Source organism: Tychonema sp. LEGE 07196 (genome assembly GCF_963890365.1).
Classification (GTDB): domain Bacteria; phylum Cyanobacteriota; class Cyanobacteriia; order Cyanobacteriales; family Microcoleaceae; genus Microcoleus.
On the sequence record NZ_CAWPRX010000127.1, the window covers coordinates 21,123 to 44,535 of the forward strand.

The window sequence follows — 23,413 nt, forward strand, 5'->3', positions numbered from 1 at the left end:
GGATAACGGCAGAAAGAAAACGTTAGAATTGGGTTTGGCACTTTGTGCGCCTGTCAAAAAAGATTGGAACGACTCGATGCTCGCAGCAACAGCGATTTATCCCGGTTCCTGCCTGCGACTATTTCATTTAGGTCGGATTTGCCGCACTCTGGATATATGTAACATATTTTTTAAGATTTAATTGAGGTGATTTGACTCTTGCAGATTACATTTCTCGGAACTAGCTCCGGCGTGCCGACGCGATCGCGCAACGTTTCCAGCATCGCCCTGCGTTTGCCTCAGCGAGCGGAACTCTGGCTGTTTGACTGCGGCGAAGGAACTCAGCATCAGTTTCTGCGAAGCGAGCTCAAAGTCAGCCAACTGAGCCGTATTTTCATTACTCACCTGCACGGCGACCACATTTTCGGCTTAATGGGTTTGCTGGCTAGCTGCGGTTTGGCGGGGAATGTCAAGCGCATCGATCTTTACGGGCCACCGGGACTAGAAGAATATTTGCAAGCTGGCGTTCGCTATTCTCAAACTCATTTTTCTTACCCGGTAAAGGTACACAAAAGTCACGAGGGAGTTGTTTATGAAGATGACGAATATATTGTTAGTTGCGCTCCTTTAAAGCACCGAGTAACTGCTTTTGGTTATCGAGTAACTGAGAAAAATCGTCCCGGACATTTTGATGTAGAAAAAGCCAAGGCTGCGGGTATTCCTTCCGGGCCAATTTACGGTCAATTAAAACAAGGAAAGACGGTAAAGTTATCGGACGGGCGACAGTTTCAAGGTAGCGATTTTTGCGGCCCGGATATAATTGGGCGGAAGTTTGTTTATTGTACAGACACGGTTTTTTGTGACGGGGCGGTGGAATTGGCGAAGGATGCCGATTTGTTGGTGCACGAAGCGACTTTTGCCCATCTTGATGCTCAAATGGCCTTCGATCGCCTGCATTCAACCTCAACAATGGCGGCTCAAGTTGCTTTGCTCGCTGGGGCAAAACAATTAATTATGACGCATTTTAGCCCGCGTTACGCTCCAGGAAATGCGATCGTCCTAGATGATTTGCTCAAGGAAGCCCAGGCCATTTTTCCGAATACGAAAATGGCTTATGACTTCCTGACTTACGAAGTGCCCAGGCCTGTTGAAGAGTAGGGTTAATCTCACATCTTACACTATTCTCAAGAACAGGCTCTCCGGCCTGTTCCACAATCAAATTCATTCTTTGTGGAACAGGCCGGAGAGCCTGTTCAGGAATTAGAGATTGATACTACTGTTTTGGAGTGGTTTAAATCTCAAGGTCGTGGTAAAATGAAAAAACCAATTCAATGGCGTTTTATGTCAAATCTTGAATTATTAAGCCAACTTCAGCAATTGTCCCGTACTGAAAAATTTCAAATAATGCTGTTTTTAATAGCAGAATTGGCGAAAGAAGAAGGAATTGTAATGGGCAACCAATCTGCTGAAATCATGTATTCCGTGCATACTTCTAATAGTGCAGCAGAGCAATTAATGCAGTTACTAGAAACCGAACAAAAACAAACTCAAAATGTTTAAGGGTAGGCGATATTCTTTTCAACCTAAACGAGATGAGTCAGGTGTTTTAGCTGATGTTCCGTATCTGCCTTTAACACTAACTTATCAAAATCGTTCTGTTGAGGTTATGGGTTTACTGGATACAGGAGCTAGCGTAAATGTTTTGCCCTATAATGTTGGGGTGCAATTAGGGGCAATTTGGGAAGATCAAAGATTTTCTGTTACTTTAGCGGGAAATTTAGCGAGTGCTGAAACGAAAGGGTTATTAGTCTTAGCAAAAGTAGGAGACTTCGATCCAGTTCAGTTAGTTTTTGCCTGGACTAGGGTGAATAATATTCCGATTCTTTTAGGGCGAACTAATTTTTTAAATGAGTTTGATGTTTGTTTTTATGGATCGCAATTAGCGTTTGAAGTGTGTCCTAAATTTAGAGATACATGAAAGTAAATACACTCCAAAATGTAGTGCAAATAACTTGTATATGTGCTTTGGTTCTTGTGTTTAAGATGAAGGATATGTCGAGAAATTATAGATACTGTAAAATATATAATTTTCTTCAGTAGAACTTGACAAGATACAAAATATGCCGTAGCTTGGGCTTAGTTCAGGTATTTATCCTGCATTTGTGGGTTAACGCTTAGTTATTCCGGTGCGCGTATTTTGTAGAAAGAAACTTGCAATACTTCTGAGATGATTACTTCTATTCGATCTAGCGACGGACAAAAAGTTGTGGCGCGAGATTCACAAAAGCAGGATGGTTCGTTCTTCTGTCCCAAATGCCAGAGTGAAACTATTCTTCGCAAAGGTCGGGTCAAGGTGCATCATTTTGCTCACAAGCCTCCGGTGGTTTGTCAGTATGGGCAAGGTGAATCTGAGTTTCATCGGGTATGCAAGCAGACTATTTTCGACTGCTTGAATCAAGATAAAAGCGTGAGTGCTTGCGAGTTGGAAAAAGATTTAGGCAAGGTTGTTCCTGACATTTACTTTGAGAACTACACGGTCAAGGTTGCTATCGAGGTTCAGGTTAGCAGCTTGACCATGAGCAAAATAATTTATCGGACGAAAGAATATAATCGCTTAGGCATCAATGTTCTTTGGCTGCCAGTTTTCGGCGAGGCTCTCGAAGCTGAAAGGTATGCACCAAAGCAGTGGGAAAAATGGTTACATGCTGCGTATTATGGTCGGGTTTACTACTGGCTTCATGGTCTGAACGTAGCGGCTGTTCACTTTGACGAGTATCAACTCTGGGTGGAGGAATCAAACTGGTATAGTTCAGATGGTGAGGAAATGTCCGCAGGTGGTTACTTCAAAAGGTCAAAAAGGTATCGCACGCCTAATCATGGTCTTACTCTAAATATCTTGCAAGAGTTTCAAGCAGTGAGCCGACAAGGTTGGGAAGGGGGAGATATTTCTGTCCCTAACTGCAAAATCTTGACTGATAAGCACGCTGCTTGGTGGAAATGATGATCCGGCAACTCCATAACACAGGCACATTGTCGCCTAAATGCTTCGCCCTAGGAAAATCTAGGCTCGATCGGGAGGGGGCAAGAGGAATCAATTCTTCAATCCAAAATCTAAAATCCAAAAAGGGCGATCGACCGCAGCGACGGCCCAGGGCGACCAATGGTTGCTACAATCGGGAAAGGTAAATGTTGTGGCTAACACTACAGCCCGTAACCCTGAAAGCTAATAGCTAAATTATTAAAAATCTGCCTCTCCTGCCATGTTTAAAAATCTGTTAGGCGATCCCAACGCGCGCAAACTGAGAAAATTTCAGCCTTGGGTAGCTGATATCAATATCTTGGAAGAAGACTTCCGTACCCTCTCAGACGACGGCCTCAGAGGGAAAACTGCCGAGTTTCAAGAACGTCTGGCAAAAGCTAAATCTCTCAACGAAGAGAAAGAGATCCTAGACGAAATCTTGCCAGAAGCTTTTGCAGTGGTGCGGGAAGCGGGACAGCGGGTTTTGGGAATGCGCCACTTTGATGTCCAACTCCTCGGCGGCATCATCCTCCACAAAGGCCAAATTGCCGAAATGAAAACCGGTGAAGGCAAAACTCTGGTGGCGACGCTGCCGGCTTACCTAAACGCCCTCAACGGTAAAGGCGTACACATCATCACCGTCAACGATTATCTCGCAAGGCGGGACGCGGAATGGATGGGGCAGGTGCACCGCTTCTTGGGATTGACGGTGGGGCTGATCCAGCAGGGCATGGATCAGGCGGAACGCAAGAAAAATTATAACTGCGATATTACCTACGCGACGAACAGCGAGGTTGGTTTTGATTATTTGCGGGACAACATGGCTACTGTGATGGAAGATGTAGTCCAGCGTCCTTTTAATTTCTGCGTGATTGATGAGGTTGACTCGGTGCTGATCGATGAAGCTCGGACACCTCTGATTATTTCGGGCCAGGTGGAACGCCCCAGCGAGAAATACATCCGGGCGGCGGAGGTGGCTGCTGCTCTGAGAAAGGAAAATGAGGAACATTACGAGGTTGACGAAAAGGCGCGGAACGTGCTGTTGACCGATGAAGGGTTTGGGGAAGCTGAGCGGTTGTTGGGCGTTACGGATTTGTACGACCCGGCTGACCCTTGGGCGCATTACATTTTTAATGCGATTAAGGCGAAGGAATTGTTTATTAAGGATATTAACTACATTGTCAATCCCGATCGCGAAGTGGTGATTGTCGATGAGTTTACGGGCAGGGTGATGCCCGGAAGGCGCTGGAGCGACGGTTTGCACCAGGCGATCGAAGCGAAGGAACGGGCGGAAATTCAGCCGGAAACTCAGACGCTGGCGACAATTACCTATCAGAATTTCTTTTTGCTTTATCCGAAACTGTCGGGAATGACTGGGACGGCGAAGACTGAAGAAACCGAGTTTGAGAAGATTTACAATCTGGAAGTGACGCTAATTCCCACAAACCGGGTGACGAGCCGCGCTGACCTTTCGGATATGGTTTACAAGGCGGAGGCCGGGAAGTGGAAGGCGATCGCCCAAGAATGTGCTGAAATGCACGAAATCGGTCGCCCGGTGCTGGTGGGCACTACGAGCGTAGAAAAATCCGAGTTGCTGTCGCGGCTGCTCCAAGAACTCAAGATTCCTCACAATTTGCTCAACGCGAAACCGGAAAACGTGGAACGGGAGTCGGAAATTATCGCTCAAGCCGGACGTAAAGGCGCTGTGACGATCGCCACTAACATGGCCGGACGCGGTACAGACATCATTTTGGGCGGTAATTCTGAGTACATGGGCCGGCTCAAGTTGCGGGAATACTTGATGCCCCGGATCGTCCAGCCGGAGGATGAAGAAGGGTTTTCGCTGGTGCAAGTTCCCGGTATTGGCGGCCGCCCCGCAGCTCAAGGTTTTGGTCAAACTGCCAAAAAGGTCAAGTCTTGGAAAGCTTCGGCGCAGATTTTCCCCACGCAGCTATCGAAAGATGCTGAGCAAATGCTCAAGGCGGCGGTGGAATTGGCGGTGAAGGAGTACGGGGAGCGATCGCTCTCGGAATTGAAAGCCGATGACATTGTGGCTGTAGCCTCGGAAAAAGCCCCTACCAAGGACATCGTAATTCAAAAATTGCGCGAAGCTTACAATTTAACTCGCAGCGAGTACGATGCTTTTACCAGCAGCGAACACGATGAAGTTGTACAGTTGGGAGGCTTGCACGTCATCGGTACTGAACGCCACGAATCGCGCCGGATTGACAATCAGTTGCGGGGCCGGGCGGGACGGCAAGGAGACCCCGGTTCTACGCGGTTTTTCTTGAGTTTGGAAGACAATTTGCTCAGGATTTTCGGCGGCGAACGGGTGGCCGGTTTGATGAAGGCTTTCGGTGTTGAGGAAGATATGCCGATCGAATCTGGAATGCTTACCCGTTCCCTCGAAGGCGCTCAGAAAAAAGTCGAAACCTACTATTACGACATCCGCAAGCAGGTATTTGAATACGACGAAGTGATGAACAATCAGCGTCGAGCAATCTATGCGGAACGCCGCCGAGTATTGGAAGGTTTGGACTCGAAGGAACAGGTAATTAAATATGCGGAACAAACGATGGACGATATCGTGGGAGCATACATCAATCCCGAGTTGCCTTCGGAAGAATGGGAACTAGAAAAACTTGTCAGTAAAGTGAAGGAATTTGTTTATCTCCTAGCTGACATGACTCCGGATCAATTAGAGGATTTGTCGGTTGAGGAGATTAAAACTTTCCTCCACGAACAAGTTCGCAACGCTTACGACATGAAAGAAGCGGAAGTTAATATCATCCGAGCAGAATTGATGCGCGATGCGGAACGGTTCTTTATCTTGCAGCAAATTGATACTTTGTGGCGGGAACACTTGCAGCAAATGGATGCTTTGCGCGAGTCTGTCGGGTTGCGCGGTTACGGACAAAAAGACCCGTTAATCGAGTACAAAACTGAAGGTTACGAGCTGTTTTTGGACATGATGACGGATATCCGCCGCAACGTGGTTTATTCGCTGTTCCAATTCCAGCCGCAGCCTGCAATGCCTGTTTCGGCTGAGATGGTTTAAAAATAGTTAACAGTTGACTGTTAACTGTTGACTGTTGACTGTTTACTGGTTCCCTGGCTCTGGCTGGGAACCAGTTGAAATATAAAACCTGTGTCATAGAATAATAATAAAAAAATACAGAGATTCCCGTTGAAATATTGTATAGCTTGGAAATATGCCAACTATTTTACGAATAGGCTCTTACCAACTTTACTTTTACAGCCATGAACCAAATTAACCACCTCATGTTTATATTGACAGAGACAAATCATCGGTTAAATTTTGGTTGGAGCCAGTCAATCGATTTTAGATTTTAGATTTTAGATTTTAGAGGCGACCCCACGAGTAAATGCGGGGGCTTGAGGATTGAAGAATTTTAGATTTTGGATTGATTCCACGGATAAATCCGGGGGCTTGTACCACCAAGAAATTCTTGGTCAGTTTAGGAAATAACCTTGGTTTTAGTGCCGCATAACTTCGTAAAAGAGAGTCGGTAGTACAAGAAAATAAACAAACGCTACTGGAGGCTTGGTATGGGTATTTTGGCGATTCGAGCGGACGAGAGAGTTAAGCACATTCATTTTACAGAAGAAACCATTAGTGTTGATTTGATGGATGGACGAATCATTACCGTGCCTTTAATTTGGTATCCAAGATTGTTTAATGCAGCGCCCCACCAAAGGGAAAAATGGGAAGTATGTGGAGGAGGCTATGGCATTCACTGGGAAGAAATTGATGAAGACTTGAGTACAGAAGGAATGCTGCGAGGCGCACAGGCTCCGAGGCCTAAAATTACTCATTAATTTCGATCGCTACTTCACTTCTAAGCTTTGGTATTAAGCCCAATCTTCTTGATCGTTTTTTAGTCGGCGATAAACTTCGCCCGTAGCGTGAATTTTACGGGTTTGTTCGTAAAGAGTTTCTTCGGTATGATTCCATTGTTGCAGGACTTGTTTTAAGTCTCTTTGAATGTCTCTAGCGCCGGGAAATCCTCGATACCGAATGATTAATCTTGCTAATTCTGATAAATTGTGTTCGTTTGGTTGTTTTCCTAATAAACTATCGACGGTAGCTCGATCGCGCTTGTATTGCGGGTGCTGTTGGTCTTGATTTTTGGCTTCTAAATCCATATTTTTTTGCGATAAAACGGTTTGTAGTGAAGACTGTATTTCTATGATTTATGCGGACTAAAGTCCTCAACTTAGATTTTAGATTTTAGATTAGAGGATTGGAGGATTCGGGGATTGCGGGATTGGGGAACTATTAAATGAATTGGTGAATACCTCATCTTTCCGAGAACAGCTATAAGTGTGCAAAAAAAGTGTTGTTGTTTTTCACTCAAATTCTAAGCACAGGTGCGTCGCTGTGAGAATTTCGAGCTTGGTTTAGGGAGTTATCGCAGGCGACACACCCTACAACTACTTTGCTAATTCTGGCTCTAATTTTAAAGCTTTTTCTTGATATATTAAGCCTTCATTAATTCGCCCTTGCTGTTCTAATACTTTGCCTAAGTTCCAGTAAGCGGCGGCTAAGTCTGGCTGCTGGGCGATCGCCTTTTGGTAATAAGTTATTGCTTCGTCTAGCAAGCCTTGTTTGTAACACATACTGCCTAGGTTAACATAGGCTGCAACTAATTTTGGGTCAAATTCGATCGCCTTTGAGTAGGCGCGCACCGCCGCTTCTATTTTGCCTTGGGCTTGCAGAATATTCCCTAGGGTTTTGTAGGCTGGGGCAAAATTTGGTTGCTGGCGCAGTGTTTGGTAACAGGATGCGATCGCCTCTACATATTTCTGTTGCGTATAATAAACTTCTGCTATCTTGCTGCACGCAACCGCCGCATCCGGTTTGAGTGCTAATATTTGTTGGTATTGGGCGATCGCCTCCTCAAATTTTCCCAATTTCTGCAGGTTCTCGCCCGCTGACAAATACTGCTGTGTTAACTCGGAATTTGCGGTCATAAATTTTACTTTAACAGGCGACACTACTTTACCATAGAGGGAATATCAACGCTAATTGCGGAGTAACTATCATGACATCACTAGCTGGAAAAGTAGCAATTGTGACTGGTGCATCGCGGGGAATTGGACGCGCGATCGCCCTCCGATTATCTCAAGAAGGCGCATCGGTTGTCATCAACTACGTCCAAGCAGCAGAAGCAGCAAAAGAGGTTGTGTCAGCGATTGAAGCAGCAGGCGGCAAAGCATTAGCCGTCCAAGCCGATGTCAGCAAAACCGCAGAAATTTGCAATTTGTTCGATCGCGCGACCGACACCTATTCACAAGTCGATATTTTAGTCAATAATGCTGGCGTAATTCTTTACAAACCAGTGGCGGAAGTTACCGAAGCCGAGTTTGACAATCTATTTGCAATTAACGTCAAAGGCACGTTTTTTGCTTGTCAAGAAGCTGCTAAACGCATGGCAGATGGAGGCAGAATTGTCAACTTTTCTAGTTCGACAACTGCTATGCTGCTGCCAACCTACGGGGCCTACGTGGCGACAAAAGGTGCGGTGGAACAGCTAACTCGATCGCTAGCGAAGGAATTGGGCGATCGCCAAATTACAGTCAATGCCATTTCTCCGGGTCCAACAGACACAGAGCTTTTCACTGTCGGAAAAACCGCCGAACAAATCCAAAGATTCACTCAAATGACTGCTTTGGGAAGACTCGGAAAAGTTGAAGATATTGCCGATGTGACGGCTTTTTTGTGCAGCGAACAAGCCCGCTGGATTACCGGACAAAATATCCGCGTTAACGGCGGAATTGCCTAACTCGGCGGACATGGACGAAAGCTTGACTCTTAAGCAATTTCAATCGCCGAGTTTTGAACAATCCCCAACCAAATCAAAGATTATGGTTAAAGATTGTTCCAAGAAAGAATAGAAAAATCAAGGAGACAGTCGCCACACCTTAATCGTGTCGTCATAACTGCCGCTGATCAAGGTTTTGTCTTGAGGATTAAAAGCCAGTTCCACCCAAGTCGAATGACCTTTGAGCGTACCCTGTTCCCCGCTATCCATCGCCCACAGCTTGATAGTACCGCTCAAATCGCCGCTCGCTAACGTCTCGCTGTCGGGACTGAAAGCTAAAGACTGAATGCGATCGGCATGACCGGTAAAAGTCACCTCGCCCGAGGGCTGCGGCCCGTGATTCGTGGTGATATCCCAAATCCTCACCGTGTTGTCCCAACCGCCGCTGCCCAAAATATTACCATCCGGGCTGACAACCAAAGCCGAAACAGCATCGACATGACCCCTGAGAGTCGCTTGGAATTCCCCAGTCTTCCAATTCCACATCTCGATCGTACCGTCGCCCTTGCCAGCAAACAAAGTATCTTTGTTGGGACTGAAAGCCACTGAATACACTTCGTCGGTAATCCCCTTGAGGGTTTGCAACTCGGCACCGCCTTCGACTTGCCACAGTTTCAATGTATTGTCTTTACCGACGCTGGCGAGGACTCGGCCGTCGGGACTGAAAACCACTGAGAACACGCCGTCTTTGTCTCCGTCCAACGTCCGAATTAACTTGCCGGAATAGAAATTCCACAATTTAATCGTACCGTCTGCACCACCGCTGGCGATCGTCCTGCCGTCGGGACTGACAGCCACCGACCACACGGGTCCCAAATGTGCTGAGATAACTTTGAGTATTTTGCCGTGACGCTTGTGCAGCAGGCGAATTGTCCCGTCATTGTTGCCGCTGACTATGACGCGGCCGTTGGGACTGACTGCTACAGCCCACACCGGGTTTTTGTCTTGCTCTGCGAGAGTGCGAACTGCAGGGCCTGACTGCAATGGCTCACTGCTGAAATTCTGCATCGGGGGCGGATCGAACCGAATTTCGGGAATGCTGGAAACCGGTTCGGAAGAAGTGAAAGCCTCCGGTACTGTCGATGACAAGCCAGAACCCAGCAGCACTGAAATTAGGGCAACGGCGGCTCCTCCCCACAAAGCCAAAGTCACCCTGGGTTTGTTGACAATCGCGTCTATCGGTGTCGGGCCGTATTTTATGTCTCTGAGAATTGCTTCGGTCGATCGATAGCGTTTTGATGCTTCTCGTTCTACCATTTTATCCAGGATGCGGCCGAGTCTGCTCGAAACAGGTATTTTCAAATAGTGCCTCCAGGCCCAAGTGTCCCCTTTGATATCAAACAAATCAAAGGGCGACATTCCCGTTAACAAATGAATGCAAGTCACGCCCAAACTGTAGATGTCGCTGCTCAAAATAGCTTGACCTTTGATTTGTTCGGGAGCGGCGAATTCGGCAGAACCAGTCACTGTTTCTGTTTTCAGCGGCCCGCTGTTGGCAGGAATTGCCGCGCCGAAATCGACTAAAACCAGTCCCGATTCCTCCTCCCAGGGTATAGTACCTACATCCTCTTTGCCCGCCGTTATTAAGCCATTTTGGCTCGTTTTGCGGTGAATAATATTGGAGGGTTTGATGTCTCGGTGAATTAGTTGATGGTCGTGAACCAGTTGCAGGACAGGCAACAATTCGCTCAGCAAATACCAAATGTGAATTTCTTTCAGTACGCCTTTTTGCGACAGTCGATCGGCCAAATTGCGACCGGGGATGTATTCTTGCACTAAATACTGGCAGCCTTCGACTTCAAAAAATGCCAGCAGTTTCGGTATTTGGGGATGTTTACCCAACTCTTCGAGGACGCTGGCGTCGCTGCGAAATGTCTGGTTTAGCTGTGCGCCATTGTCGGCGACTGAGGGCACTGAGCCACAAAACTGTTGAATGACGCAGCGGGGTTGGGTTGGTTGGTCTTCATCGACTGCTAAGAAGGTGCGGCAACCGAGACTTTGACCGAGGGGGTGAAATACTCGGTAGCGACCTTTTAGCAGCAAGTTTGACTCGCAGCTTTTGCAGGCTGTGGCGCGATCGAGATTTTCTGGATTCTGGCAATTGGGATTGATGCAGTAACTCATTTCTCTTTCCGCTGGAGACCCCCGTCCGACTTAAAGCCAGGAGTGGGGGAGGAAAGCGGGGCGGTGCGTGCCGCTTCCTTTGGACAAATTAAATAATTTGAATCATTGCTTTGCTTCATGATAATTGTTTCCAAGATTTTAGTGACAATTCCTGCGGTCGATCGCGCGTTAATTATTACTGACTTTCCTGCGATGGAGGTTTAATACCATTTTTCTAAAGCTGTGTTATGGATCAAGTCCTAGCCCCCCTTACTAAGCTACCGTTGGGGGGCTAATATCTAGCACTACTTATATGAAATTGGTATAATAGGTCGATCGCCCGCGTGCCGTGACATTGTTCGGCAGAACTCGCTTTCAACGAATTAGGCTATACTGTCATTGCAGATACAATAATTTTGCTCGCAGCGCCAAGTCAAGCCATCGCGAGGCATTGCCAAAACTCCCCTATCCTCCGTTCGCCCTGAGTAAATCTCAAATTTCAAATAAACTAAAAAATTGAAATTTGGGCAAATTTTGCCCGACGAACTACTAACTTTTAACTATTACTTATGCCCTTTATTCGCATTCCTAAATCTTGGGAAATTCTCGATCCCCAAATTACCTCAGAAACAGCCTTTCTCAACCGCCGCCGCTTCATGACAAATTTAATCGGCGCTGGCGTGACTGCTTCGCTGCTGCCGCTGACCGGCTGTCAAAGCAGCGATAGCTCAAAAACCGCTCTGGACAAAAGCTCAACCCAAGCATATTCGGGATTGACCCGGAATTCTAACTTCGCAAAAGTCGATCGAGCAATTACCGACGAAGCCTTAGCTACAAAATATAACAACTTTTACGAATACGGCGGCACAAAATCTATTTGGGAAGCCGCTCAAGCTTTGCCAACAGAAAACTGGAAAGTAGAAGTAGCAGGTTTAGTCAAAAATCCCCGCACTTACGACATTGACGACATCTACAAAAAATTTCCCATCGAAGAACGAGTTTATCGATTTCGCTGTGTAGAAGCATGGGCAATGGTAGTTCCTTGGGTCGGATTTCCCATGAAATTGCTCCTGGCTGATGTCGAACCACAATCAAATGCTAAATTCGTTCGCTTCACCTCGTTTTATGACAAAAAAATTACTCCAGGCCCCGGTTTGATGTCACAATTTTATCCTTGGCCTTACACCGAAGGTCTGCGGATTGAGGAAATGGCAAACGATTTAGCATTTTTTGCTACGGGCTTGTACGGGCGGCAGCTACCAAAACAAAACGGTGCGCCACTGCGAGAAGTGATTCCTTGGAAGTACGGTTTTAAGGGCGCAAAGTCGATCGTCAAAATTGAATTTGTCGAAAAACAACCCGCTACTTTTTGGAATACAGTCGGCCCCACCGAATACGCTTTTGAAGCCAATGTTAACCCCGACCAACCTCACCCCAGATGGTCTCAAGCCAGCGAAAGAGTCGTCGGCCCCGGTAACAGTTGGTCGTGGGAAACTCGCCCGACTTTGCCCTATAACGGTTACGGCGAATATGTGGCGAGTCTTTACAGTTAAAAATAGATTCGGCTCGTTACCAGGCAGAGCCTGGTAACGAGCAACAAGTAACAGTTATTAAAATTTCATTGCTAAAATTCGATCGCGCGTGTGGAATGCGAGTCTGCTCTTTTGCGGACTCGCATTCCGCACGCGCGAACCGCTTTTGGGTACTATCTTATATCAAATCCTCTCTTCATCGGAATGATTCAGATATATATTCTCGGACTCTGTGTACTCTGTGTTCTAGCGCCGGTTAAATCACCTGACGATCCAAGCGGAAACGATATTACCTGAAAACTGCTATAAGTCCCAACGCTTATCGCTTTTGAGCAAAGCCTCAAACTCAGCCGCTGGTAAAGCCTGACTGAAAAAATAGCCTTGAATTTCGTCGCAATCGCGCGCGCACAAAAACGCAAGTTCCCGCTCATTTTCTACCCCCTCAGCAATCACAGTCATATTCAGAGAGTGCGCCATTTGAATAATCGCTACTGTAATCGCTGCATTTTGGCGATCGTCCGCAATATCCCGAATAAAACTCTTGTCAATCTTGAGCGCATCAAATACAAAGCGTTTCGGATAACTCAAAGAAGAATACCCAATCCCAAAATCATCAATCGCTATCCTAATCCCCATATCTCTCCATACCTGAAAAGCTCCCGCCGCAGCCGTTTCATCTTGCAAAATCAGACCTTCCGTCAATTCTAATTCCAGACATTTAGGATCGAGATTAGTTTCTCTCAATATCTGGCTGACTCTCTCCGTCAAATTTTTGCCTTCAAACTGGCGGGCTGACACATTGACTGCTACCCGCAGCGGAGGTAAACCCTCAATTTGCCACGCTTTAGTTTGCCTGCAAGCAGTCTCTAAAACCCATTCGCCCAGCGGTGCAATTAAGCCCATTTCTTCAGCCATTGGAATGAATTCCCCAGGGGAAACTCGACCTCTTTTTGGATGATTCCAGCGCACTAATGCTTCAGCACCAACAATTTTTCCGGTTTCAATTTGTATTTTTGGTTCATAATAAACTTCAAATTCCGAGCGTTTCAAAGCATGGCGCAGACAATTTTCTTGACTAAGTTTATTAATGGAAATAATTGCATTTTTAGCGGTATAAAATTGATAGTTATTTCCTCCTTTCTCCTGAGAATTATACATGGCTGTATAAGCATTTTTCAGTAGTTCGTCTCCATTGCTGCCGTCGTTTGGAGATAAACAAATGCCGATACTCGCCGTGACGTACAGTTCGGAGCCTCTGGCCATTATAGGTTGGGCTACAATATCTAAAATATTTTGAGCAATTTTGACAGCATCCTGTTTTTTGGCAACTGGTTCGATAACAATTGCAAATTCAGCAGCTTCCAAACGAGCCACTATATTAATTTTATCCGTGCAGTTACTCAGCCGTTCGGCAATTTTACAAAGTACAAAGTCGCCAATATCGTGTCCAAATGTACTGTTAATCCTGTTGATTTTATCTAAACTAAGAGTCATAACCGGAATCATTGCTGGCAAGTTTTTGTGTTTGTCTAATATCTGACTTAGCTGCTCTCGCAACAGCGAACGATTTGGCAAGTTTGTCAAGCAGTCGTGCTGATGTCGGTGCAGAGCTATTTGAATAGTTGTGTGCAAGTTTTTTTCTTCAAATGGTTTAACAATATAGCCGAATGGTTTGGTTGAATTGACCCGTCGCAAAGTATTTTCGTCAGCATAGGCTGTTAGATAAATTACCGGAATTGCCAAGCGCGATCGAATTACTTCTGCTGCTGTAATACCGTCGATTTCTCCTTGCAGGTTAACATCCATTAAAACTAAATCTGGTCGAGATTCTGTTGCCGATTGAATTGCTTCTTCTCCTGAATAGACAATATCAGTGATTCTATAACCCAGAGATATTAAGCTGTCGGAAATGTCTTCGGCAATAATGCTTTCGTCTTCAACTATCAGAATTTTTTTATTAGGCATATTTTTTTCTCTCCGAAGATGGCTATTGTTGTTGAGAAAATGTTATTTTAAAAGTCGTGCCTGTTGTTTCTAGTAGCTCTATTTTCCCCCTAATTTGCTTAACTAAAGATCCGACAAGTCGCAAACCCAATGTGCGGGCATTTCGATAATCTAAGTCTTGAGGAAAACCAACACCACTGTCGCTTACAGTTAGCACGCAAACCCTGTCATTTTCTAAACTAAAGTCTATGTTGATTGTACCTGCGATTTCTCCTTCAAAAGCATATTTTAGTGCATTGGTCACAAGTTCGTTGATAATTAATCCGCAAGGAACGGCCTCGTCAATATTCATATAACACGGCGCAATATTTGTTTGCAATTTGACGCTTTCTGCATGAGTTTCATAAGCTTGAAATAAATTGTGGGCAAGATTTTGGATATATTCAGCAAAGTCAATGTTTGAAAAATCTTTGGATTGATACAATTGTTCGTGAACCAGGGCCATTGACATGACTCTGTTTTGACTTTCTTTTAACATTTCAGTAACCCTGCTGTCTTTGATGTAGCGGGACTGAAGTTTGAGCAAACTGGAAATTACTTGCAGGTTATTTTTGACGCGGTGGTGAATTTCTTTGAAGAGGACTTCTTTTTCTGCGAGGGATGCTTTGATCCGATCTTCGTCGCGCTTCCGGTCTGTAATGTCTCGCACTACTGCTTGAATTACTTTGCGGCCGTTAATTTCCATTGCATTTAACAGCACTTCGGCTGGAAATTCTGAACCGTCTAGCCGTTTGTGTACCCAGTCAAAGCGACAGCTACCTGTTTGCATTGCTGTTGATATTTTCTGGGCGGCTAACCTGCGGGAGTCTTGTCCGTTGGGCTGAAATTGCGGGGAAAATTCGCTTGGTTTTTTCCCGTAGAACTGTTCTTGATTGCTACAACCAAATATTCTGAGGGTGGCGACGTTACAGTCAAAAAATGCTTGTTCGTCTAGTAGCATTACTGCGTCGCTGGTGGCTTCGTAAAGGCTGCGTAATTTGCGCTCAGATTCTTGTAAAGAAGTGATTAGTTCGGTTTTTTGAGCTTCGGCGCGCTTGCGGTCGGTAATGTCTATTCCTACCGAAACTGCTGCAGTTCCTTGATGATATTTCTGAGCTACTATCAGATAATTGCAGGTGCTGCCGTTAATTTTTATGTCTATTTCTTGCCAGGTTTGTTGAGATGAACTGTCAAAAAAATTTCGGATCATTTCTCCAAAAGCCGATCCTTTGTCGAGAAAGTTGATTTCTTGACCGACAAAGCTTTCTGGAGACAGTTGGAAGGAGGTGGCTAAATGCTGGTTGACTCCTATATACCGCAAATCTGAACCGATCCAAGAAATGAGTCCGGGCACTGCATCCAAGACGGCGCGAAGTTGGTCTGTGGCTTCTTGGAGTGCTGCTTCCGATCGCTTGCGATCGCTAATATCTGTTGCGGTTCCGCACAGACCTAAAATAGCGCCGTTTTCACCTTGGTTGATGATGCTGTTGACGCGCAGGTGGACGGGGCTACCGTCTTTGCGAACTTGTTCTATTTCGTAAGGAGAATTGGGGGTTTGTTGCTGAAGGCTGGTTCTAGCTAAAAGTTGTGCAAATATTTCTATTTGTTGTTTTTTTTGTTGGGGAATCAAAAATTCAGTAAAGCGGCGGCCGATCATTTCTGGGGGGTCGTAACCGTAGATGCGTTTGGCGGCGGTATTGACAAAAGTTAAGATGCCTTGAATATCGATCGACCAAATAAGTTCTTGGGATGTTTCTACGAGGTTGCGATATTTTTTTTCGCTGGCGGCAAGTGCTGCATTCAAGACTGCTGCTTGCTGCTGAAGTTTGTGCTCTAATTCTTGATTTGCTGTTTGGAGAGTTGCGATCGACTTTTGGCGATCGGTAATATCGGTAGCAACACCGACAGCCCCGACAATTTCCCCCCTTGCATCTCGCAGCGCTGTCGATCGAATTTCGTGAATAAAATCCCCCTCTCGGGCATTCCAAGTGCGATCTTTTCCTGCTATTACCTCGGCAATATTTTCTAAGATATCTGGCTGGCTGCCGTAAACTTCAAAAATCGACAGTCCGACAGTTACAGGTTGTTTGAACCCCAAATTTTCTATGTTTTTGCCGGAAGCAAGGGTTAACCTGCCGTCTTTGTCAGTTGCCCACAGGAAAATTGGGGAACAACTGAGGGCGGCGTGGAGGGTTTCGTTTTCTTGTTTTAGCCGATCGATTTCGGCATCAAGCTTCGCGCGCGTGTTGCTCAATTCTACCGTTAGTCGATCGGCTATAAGCTGCCAACTCGCAGCAGTGTCGCACATTTCAGCAGGATTCGGCGATCGACAGATGGATTGGTTGCAGTATGACATGGTTACTCAGGGATGTACTGTATATTTAATCCCGGGCTATCTTTTAAGCATAAACTTTTTAAGTGAAATATTACAGTTTTTTGGGATACTCATCCGAGCCAGATGCGATAGTTTAAATCTTGTTTAAACATTCAGCAATTGCTTCCCTGTCTGTCTTTCTGGCGACTTTTTAAAGGTTGATAACAAGCTGAATCATGCCTGCAAATACGTATTTTCACGGTAAGTACCTGTAGTATTTTGAAAATGAGTTTCGCAATATTAGCCTTGTACAAGACATACAATTATAAAATTTTTATATTGTTTGCGTATATTCACGGACTCAAGAATCGGAAATCGGGATTTTTGAAATATAGTCACGGCTAACAAAAGTGCGATCGGGGCGATCGCAAGGGAACAGCGATTTAAATCTCAAACCTAAAACCTAAGATGCTGTAACGCCCTGTCGGGTAGATTACCCTAATAAAAACGGTTTGTAGTGCGGACTTCAGTCAGCGACCTATTGCCGACACTAGGGCGATCGCGCGATCGAATCCGATATCCGTTAACTTTAGATTTTATACCAATGAAATAAAGTAGCGCTAGACATTACCCCCCCAACCCCCCCGATGCTTTGGGGGGGCTAAGACTTCATCTATACCACATATGAAAGAAAAATGGTATTAGACACTTCAAGTTACCCGTACAAGTTTTAGATCGTAGGATTAAAACACGGATGAATAATGATTAAGCTATGGTTAAACTTTCGTTTTTAAAGTTGATTCTTTATCCTTATAGTATCTATTAAAAAATCGAAATTTGGGAATAACAAGGCGCGGTAGACAAAAGCGCCACTCAAGCGGGTTGATGTGCAGGTGTAACTCTGCAAAGCTCTATATTTATCGTAAAAGTCGAGTTAAATAGCGCAAGTCGTAAGTTATTGACGGTGGTTGTTGATGCTATGATAATCAAATCAGCGTTTCACAAAAAAATCTGAAAGTGATATGTCACACTTCACAACGATCGAGGTTCAAATAACCAATGGCGAACTGCTGCATCAAGTGTTGGAAGAGTTGGGTTATAACGTAGAGTCCAACGTGCAGGTGCGGGGTTATCAGGGCGACAAAACTAATGCGGAGTATGTGATTCGGCAATCCAACGGTTACGATTTGGGTTTTCGTCGCAACGGAGAGAATTACGAATTGGTTGCGGATTTTTGGGGCGCTAGAATTAACAAGCAAGAATTTGTTAATTCAATTAGTCAAAAATACGCGCGCCGCCAGTTGATGGCGGCGGTGCAGTCCGAGGGTTTTCATGTTGAAAAAGAGGAAACGTTGGCGGACGGAACGGTGAGGGTTGTTGTGGGTCGATGGGTTTAAGACTTGCGCTTGAATAACTCATTTTTATATACCAAGTAGGCGGGTACAAATCAATAAATATTCGATTGGTCAAGCGGGTTTTGCTTGGGAGCATCTGGTGTTTTGCGTTTATAGTGCGATCGTCCCCGAAGAGCGAGTACAATATGCGAGCGGGCACGATCGCACGCTAAATAAAAAAATGCGTTTTGCAAAACACCAGATGCTCCCTTTTGCTTTCATCTTCTGGCTGTGATTTCGTGATTCTTCGCTCGCGCCCGCTTCTAGGTTTTTGGGGATTCGGTAGGGGCTCGCTTGACTGACATCTTTGATAGCAACAAAAAATTCAGGTAAACCGTCACGCACACAACTAAAATTTTAGACTATTGTTCCTGCTCCCTGATTTATCTGTGGAGTAAATCTCAAACTTGTAGGGCGAAGTCGAAGTATCTAAAATCTCAAATCGACTGACTGGCGCGGGCTTTCGCAAACTAAGATTTAGGGGTTGTTGGAGTTGGAGTTGGAGTTGGAAACTTGCCTGCATTGGCATTTTTGCTTAAATACAGTACAATCTGCCGATTTTTGCCTCCGGGCCAGTTTTGCGCGCTGGTGTCTCAAGTTCCTCAGACTGTGGGAATCCGGGCCGTCGAACTCTCGAAGGATGTCAGTATATTTATCGATAACGGGCGATCGCACTCCAATTTTTTATCAACAGAGAAAAACCTCTCACAGATTGCACTAATCTATTGATAGATTTTTAAGATTTTTCGGAAAACACGCGATCGCAGGGTATATCATGGTAAAAAGTTTACAGCAGAGTTCCGTAAGTTCCACAAAAGCTTCGATCGTTTAACATTGATTTAGAAACAAAATCCTTAGCAGACCATGCTATTGCGATCGGGTTTTGCCGTTGGGTGCTGTTGAAATTTGACAAACTAGCAATTACCCGCAGGCCATTACCCGTTACCCATTAATAGCAACTTAACTTATCCATCAATACAAAATTTAACAGGGGTTTCATCTATGTTTGCTGTGCATGAGACTAGCTCGGAGTTATCCGTTTTGCATATCAATGAAATTTGTAGTTGGGATATATCCTTAGAATCAACTCTCCTAGATTTGCCTCTCTACAACTGTCAAATTGACTTAACCCAACAGGCCAAAGAAGTAGCCCAGGCTTTTGAAGGAAATTCCATGCTTCCCGGCGTAATTTTGACCGAGCGGGGTAATTTTGTCGGCATGATATCCAGGCGTTATTTTTATGAAAAAATTAACAGGCGCTACGGGTTAGAAATGTTTTTTAAGCGACCGATAGAGGTATTGTACAGGTTTTCCAAGCAAGAGCTGCTGGTGCTTCCCGGTAGTAAATTAATAGTAGAAGCAGCCTCGGAATCTCTTTACAGGTTAGCAGAATTAGTCTACGAACCCATAGTAGTAGAAGTAGCACCCCAGATTTACAAATTGTTAGACTCACACCAATTAATGGTGGCTCAATCCCGCATTCACGAACTAACAAATAAGCTGCTCAAAAAACAAACCCAAGCGAAACTCATTCAAACCGAAAAAATGGCGAGTCTGGGGAGAATTGTCGCAGAAGTAGCCCACGAAATTAGAAATCCGCTGAACAGTATTTGGGGAAATTTGACTTTTCTGCTGTCCTATTTTGAAAATTTGCTGCAACTAATGTCAGCTTATGAAGAAGAATATTCGGAACCGTCTCCCCGGATTAATGCCCTCAAAGAAGAAATTGAGTTTGATTTTTTACAAGAAGATTTGCCGATCACCTTAGAAGGGATGGAGTTGGGAGCCTCGCAATTGCTAAAAATAGTGAACGGGCTGCACCACTTCTCTCATATGGACGAGACAAAGCCAATGGATACAGACATTCACGAATGCGTGGATATGACGCTGTTAATTCTCAAAAACCGCTTGAAGAATAGCATAAGAGTGGTAAAAATTTATGGCGAACTGCCCCTAGTTAGCGGCTACTCCGGTCAGTTGAGTCAGGTGTTTTTGAATTTGTTAGTTAATGCTATAGATGCCCTGACAGAGTACGCAGCAAAGAGAGAAATACAGACCGAGTGCGCGGATAACTGGCAGCCCCAAATCGAAATTACCACTAATGTCAGAGAAACTGAACAGGGCCAGCGGGTAGCAATTGAGATTGCTGATAACGGGCCCGGCATTGCCCCAGAACATCATCAGCAAATATTTGATACCTTTTTTACCACAAAACCGGCAGGGAAAGGCAGCGGTATGGGGTTGGCTATCTGCCATCAAATCGTCACAGAAAAGCACGGCGGCCAACTTTTTTTGCGCTCGCAACCAGGCCAGAACACCAAATTTGAAATTCTCCTGCCAATAGTTCGCAAAACATGATTAACTCAAAAACAGTTTTCTGGTTTGCTGCTGCGGTGAAATGATAGGCTACCTTAGTAGTGGGTTCTCATTTTACTTTTCCAGCATTTCGGCAATTATAAAGTTCCAGTGGCAAATACATTCAGTTCCAAACTACAAAGCCCTTCACTTTCCGAAGGCAGCCATCAAGACCTTTCACTAGAGTCTACCCTCTGGGATTTGCCCCTGTATGAATTTCAGGTAAAATCGAGCTGCTTGGCCGTGGCCGTTGCCGAAATTTTTGAACAGCATCCCCTGGTGCCGGGAGTCGTCTTGATTGAAGCAGGAGAGTTTGCGGGCATGATCTCGCGCAGACAACTGCTGGAATATCTGCTCAAACCCCAAGGCCCTGAGCTATTTTTGCACCTGCCGCTGAAAGTGCTCTACAGTTACGCTCGCGTCGAAATATTATTGCTCGCAGAGAGTACAACCATTTTGGCGGGAGCTCCACAAGCTTTGCGCCGATCGCCCGAATTGCAGTCAGAACCAATCGTCGTCCAAATAGACTCCCAATCTTACCGACTCTTAAACCCTCACGCACTAAACATCGCCTACTGGCAAATTCGCGGCATAGAAACTCAAGTCCGCTACGAAAGAGCCCAAACTCAAATGATTCAAAGCGAAAAAATGGCTAGTTTAGGCCGTTTAGTCAACGGAGTAGCCCACGAAATTTTAGATCCGGTGGGCTTTATTTGGGGGAATTTAACCTACGTCAGCGACTACAGCAAAAACTTGATGGAGTTGCTCTCAGTTTACGACGCGCACTGTACCGATCAACCGCCGGAAATAGCACAGCTCAAAGAAAAGATAGACTATGACTTTTTGCAAAATGATTTCCTGCGAACTGTGGCCAGCATCAAAGCCGGAGCCGAACGTTTGAGTAAGTTAGCAACCAGTTTGCAAAATTTTTGCCACATCGACGATATTTATCCCAAACCGACCGACTTGCACGCCAATATAGACAGCATACTCTTGCTGCTCAAAAGTCGTTTGACCAGGGAAATAAAAGTAGTGAAAAACTACGGCTACCTGCCGCCCGTTCCGTGCTATGCAGGACAGCTAAACCAAGTATTTATGAATATCTTGACCAATGCTATTCATACATTAATTAACGAAGCAGTCGGTCAAGAATTGGCGAAGGAGTTCAAGGGTGGAGGAATCAGAGAGGGCGATCACCAGCCTCAAATTGAAATTACAACTGAAGTGTGCTGTCCCGAACCTGCGAGCGACTTGAACAAACTTCACGATCGCTGGGTTTCGATTCGCATAGCAGATAACGGGCCGGGAATGTCACCTCACAAATACAAAAGAATCATAGAATCATTCTCTGCCGAAAAACGCGCCCTCAAAGAAACCAGCTTAGCAGTTAGCTATCAAATCGTGACGGGCAAACACGGCGGCGCATTCAGAATGCGATCGCAATTAGGAACAGGTACCGAATTTGAAATCTTGTTACCTTTAGCTTAAAGTAGTTATTGGTTATTGGTTATTGGTTATTCGTTGTTAGTTATTGGTTATTGGTTATTAGTTATTGGTTGTTGGTTGTTTGTTATTAGTTATTGGTTGTTAGTTGCAGTCAACAGCCAACAGCCAACAGCCAACAGTCAACAGCCAACAGTCAACAGTCAACAGCCAACAGTCAACAGTCAACAGCCAACAGCCAACATTCAACCATTATCCAACTGAGTGCCACACATTTTACAGAATTTAGCATTAGCATCATGTACTAACCAACCGCAACCCTTACAAACAATCTCTACTTGATTAGCACTTTTAACTAACTGTTTAATCAAATCCCCCAACTGCCAAGGAATCAGAGCAATTCCCGTCAAAATCATCAAAATAGTTAAAAAACGGCCGGATTCTGAAATCGGAGTGACATCGCCAAATCCCACTGTAGTCATCGTGACAACCGAAAAATAAACAGCATCCAAAAAAGTCCCAAAAGCTGCGGGATTTTCTGAATGTTCGACTTGATAAATCAAACCAGAATAAACAAAAATTATCGCCAGCAAAGTAAACACAATCCGGGAAAAAATCACCCCATCTTCGGTGCTGATGCGAAAAACCGAATTTTTTAATTCCAGAAAGCGGATAAGTCGGAGAATTCTAAACCAGCGAAAAATCCGAATAAAACTGACATTGACAAAACCCAATAAAAATGGTAAGATTGCCAGCAAATCGACTATCGAAAAAAAACTAAAAATAAACTTAAATTTATGATCGGCGCACCACAGCCGCACTAAATATTCAATACTAAAAACGACTAAAAGAGCGGTGTTGAGAGTTGCTAATCGAGTTCTAACTAATTCGGAAATCGGGTAAGTTTCCGCGATAAAGCTGGCAGTAGATAGGAGAATGAGTCCGGTAATAATTAAACTGACAGTTCTCCCTGCGGGCGTTTCAATGTCTTCTAAATAAAATGCAATTTGTTTGCGATTTAACATAAGTAATCTGTATTGTAGCAGGACTCGGCGATTGAAATCGTCAGCGTCAAAGGATGTGCGCGCCGGAGGGCGACTGAAAAGGAAACGGGGTATTAAAGCCGGCTTTAGGATAATTCCCCTAGGGGCTAGTTCACGAATGTATGCAGCAATACAAACGAGAAATCCTGTAAACCCGCCGCCCCAACCCGCCGCCCCAACCTACGCCCTTAAAAATCGAAAGGCGACGGAAATCGCCTCTGCGTCAAAGGATGTCCGCCGGAGGGCGACTGAAGAATCAACGGGGTATTGCAGCCTGATTTAATATAATTGCCGTAGGGGCTGGTTCATAAACAATATATAATTCAGACACACAATCTATATACCAATACACTTGGGTGAGTGCTGTTTCTTACCAGGAGAGATCCTTGCATCTCCCTGGTT

At 45.0% G+C, this 23,413-nt stretch carries 18 protein-coding genes; 12 read left to right on the plus strand and 6 right to left on the minus strand.

Translation table 11 applies throughout. The features are described from left to right. Positions 1-198: 198 nt before the first annotated feature. The 6 genes from AACV78_RS15155 (at position 199) to AACV78_RS15180 (ending at position 6,838) form a co-directional block, all read left to right on the plus strand. A complete protein-coding gene (locus AACV78_RS15155; RefSeq protein WP_194010256.1) occupies positions 199-1,137 on the plus strand; it encodes a ribonuclease Z in 939 nt (312 codons plus the stop codon). A 72-nt stretch (positions 1,138-1,209) separates the two neighbouring features. Continuing rightward, entirely contained in the window at positions 1,210-1,539 is a 330-nt protein-coding gene (locus AACV78_RS15160) for a hypothetical protein (RefSeq protein ID WP_194010257.1), read from the plus strand. Continuing rightward, positions 1,532-1,957, plus strand: a complete 426-nt coding sequence (locus tag AACV78_RS15165; protein WP_194010258.1) for a pepsin/retropepsin-like aspartic protease family protein — start codon at positions 1,532-1,534, stop codon at positions 1,955-1,957. The genes AACV78_RS15160 and AACV78_RS15165 overlap by 8 nt, the downstream gene beginning before the upstream one ends. Positions 1,958-2,206: 249 nt before the next feature. Then, positions 2,207-2,980, plus strand: coding sequence for a competence protein CoiA (locus AACV78_RS15170; RefSeq protein ID WP_194010259.1), 774 nt, complete (start codon positions 2,207-2,209; stop codon positions 2,978-2,980). Positions 2,981-3,239: 259 nt separating this feature from the next. Then, positions 3,240-6,056 carry a preprotein translocase subunit SecA gene (gene secA / locus AACV78_RS15175; protein WP_194010260.1) on the plus strand — a complete coding sequence of 939 codons (2,817 nt, stop codon included), beginning with the start codon at positions 3,240-3,242 and terminating at the stop codon, positions 6,054-6,056. A 512-nt stretch (positions 6,057-6,568) separates the two neighbouring features. Further along, positions 6,569-6,838: a DUF2442 domain-containing protein gene (locus AACV78_RS15180; protein ID WP_194010261.1), complete on the plus strand. Its 270-nt coding sequence runs from the start codon at positions 6,569-6,571 to the stop codon at positions 6,836-6,838. Between the two features lie 33 nt (positions 6,839-6,871). On the opposite strand, the gene AACV78_RS15185 is transcribed toward AACV78_RS15180, so the two are convergent. Then, entirely contained in the window at positions 6,872-7,165 is a 294-nt protein-coding gene (locus AACV78_RS15185; RefSeq protein WP_194010262.1) for a DUF3288 family protein, read from the minus strand. Positions 7,166-7,453: 288 nt separating this feature from the next. Further along, positions 7,454-7,993 (minus strand): tetratricopeptide repeat protein, encoded by a 540-nt coding sequence (locus AACV78_RS15190; RefSeq protein WP_194010263.1) that lies wholly within the window; start codon positions 7,991-7,993, stop codon positions 7,454-7,456. Positions 7,994-8,064: 71 nt separating this feature from the next. Here AACV78_RS15190 and AACV78_RS15195 point away from each other — a divergent pair, with 71 nt between their 5' ends. Beyond that, positions 8,065-8,805 (plus strand): SDR family oxidoreductase, encoded by a 741-nt coding sequence (locus tag AACV78_RS15195; RefSeq protein WP_194010264.1) that lies wholly within the window; start codon positions 8,065-8,067, stop codon positions 8,803-8,805. Between the two features lie 117 nt (positions 8,806-8,922). Here the strand turns inward: AACV78_RS15195 and AACV78_RS15200 are convergent, their stop codons facing one another. Next, positions 8,923-10,968, minus strand: coding sequence for a serine/threonine-protein kinase (locus AACV78_RS15200; protein ID WP_194010265.1), 2,046 nt, complete (start codon positions 10,966-10,968; stop codon positions 8,923-8,925). Positions 10,969-11,516: 548 nt separating this feature from the next. Between AACV78_RS15200 and msrP the strand changes: the two genes are divergently transcribed. Next, positions 11,517-12,500 (plus strand): protein-methionine-sulfoxide reductase catalytic subunit MsrP, encoded by a 984-nt coding sequence (gene msrP / locus AACV78_RS15205; protein WP_194010266.1) that lies wholly within the window; start codon positions 11,517-11,519, stop codon positions 12,498-12,500. Positions 12,501-12,782: 282 nt separating this feature from the next. On the opposite strand, the gene AACV78_RS15210 is transcribed toward msrP, so the two are convergent. Continuing rightward, positions 12,783-14,444, minus strand: coding sequence for a putative bifunctional diguanylate cyclase/phosphodiesterase (locus AACV78_RS15210; RefSeq protein ID WP_194074308.1), 1,662 nt, complete (start codon positions 14,442-14,444; stop codon positions 12,783-12,785). A gap of 22 nt (positions 14,445-14,466) precedes the next feature. Then, positions 14,467-16,818 carry a PAS domain S-box protein gene (locus tag AACV78_RS15215; RefSeq protein WP_194074309.1) on the minus strand — a complete coding sequence of 784 codons (2,352 nt, stop codon included), beginning with the start codon at positions 16,816-16,818 and terminating at the stop codon, positions 14,467-14,469. Positions 16,819-17,798: 980 nt separating this feature from the next. Between AACV78_RS15215 and AACV78_RS15220 the strand changes: the two genes are divergently transcribed. From AACV78_RS15220 to AACV78_RS15235, 4 genes are all read left to right on the plus strand, one after another. After that, a complete protein-coding gene (locus tag AACV78_RS15220) occupies positions 17,799-18,173 on the plus strand; it encodes a DUF1257 domain-containing protein (RefSeq protein WP_194013147.1) in 375 nt (124 codons plus the stop codon). A 999-nt stretch (positions 18,174-19,172) separates the two neighbouring features. Then, a complete protein-coding gene (locus AACV78_RS15225; RefSeq protein WP_194012762.1) occupies positions 19,173-20,528 on the plus strand; it encodes a sensor histidine kinase in 1,356 nt (451 codons plus the stop codon). 108 nt (positions 20,529-20,636) lie between these two features. Continuing rightward, entirely contained in the window at positions 20,637-22,013 is a 1,377-nt protein-coding gene (locus AACV78_RS15230; RefSeq protein WP_194012763.1) for an ATP-binding protein, read from the plus strand. A gap of 15 nt (positions 22,014-22,028) precedes the next feature. Then, on the plus strand, positions 22,029-22,232 hold the full coding sequence (locus tag AACV78_RS15235) for a hypothetical protein (RefSeq protein WP_228042274.1): 204 nt from the start codon (positions 22,029-22,031) through the stop codon (positions 22,230-22,232). On the opposite strand, the gene AACV78_RS15240 is transcribed toward AACV78_RS15235, so the two are convergent. Beyond that, the gene (locus AACV78_RS15240) at positions 22,214-22,993 is read right to left on the minus strand and encodes an ion transporter (RefSeq protein ID WP_194012764.1); all 780 of its coding nucleotides are present in this window, start codon (positions 22,991-22,993) and stop codon (positions 22,214-22,216) included. The two genes, AACV78_RS15235 and AACV78_RS15240, sit on opposite strands and share 19 nt — an antisense overlap. Positions 22,994-23,413: the final 420 nt, after the last annotated feature.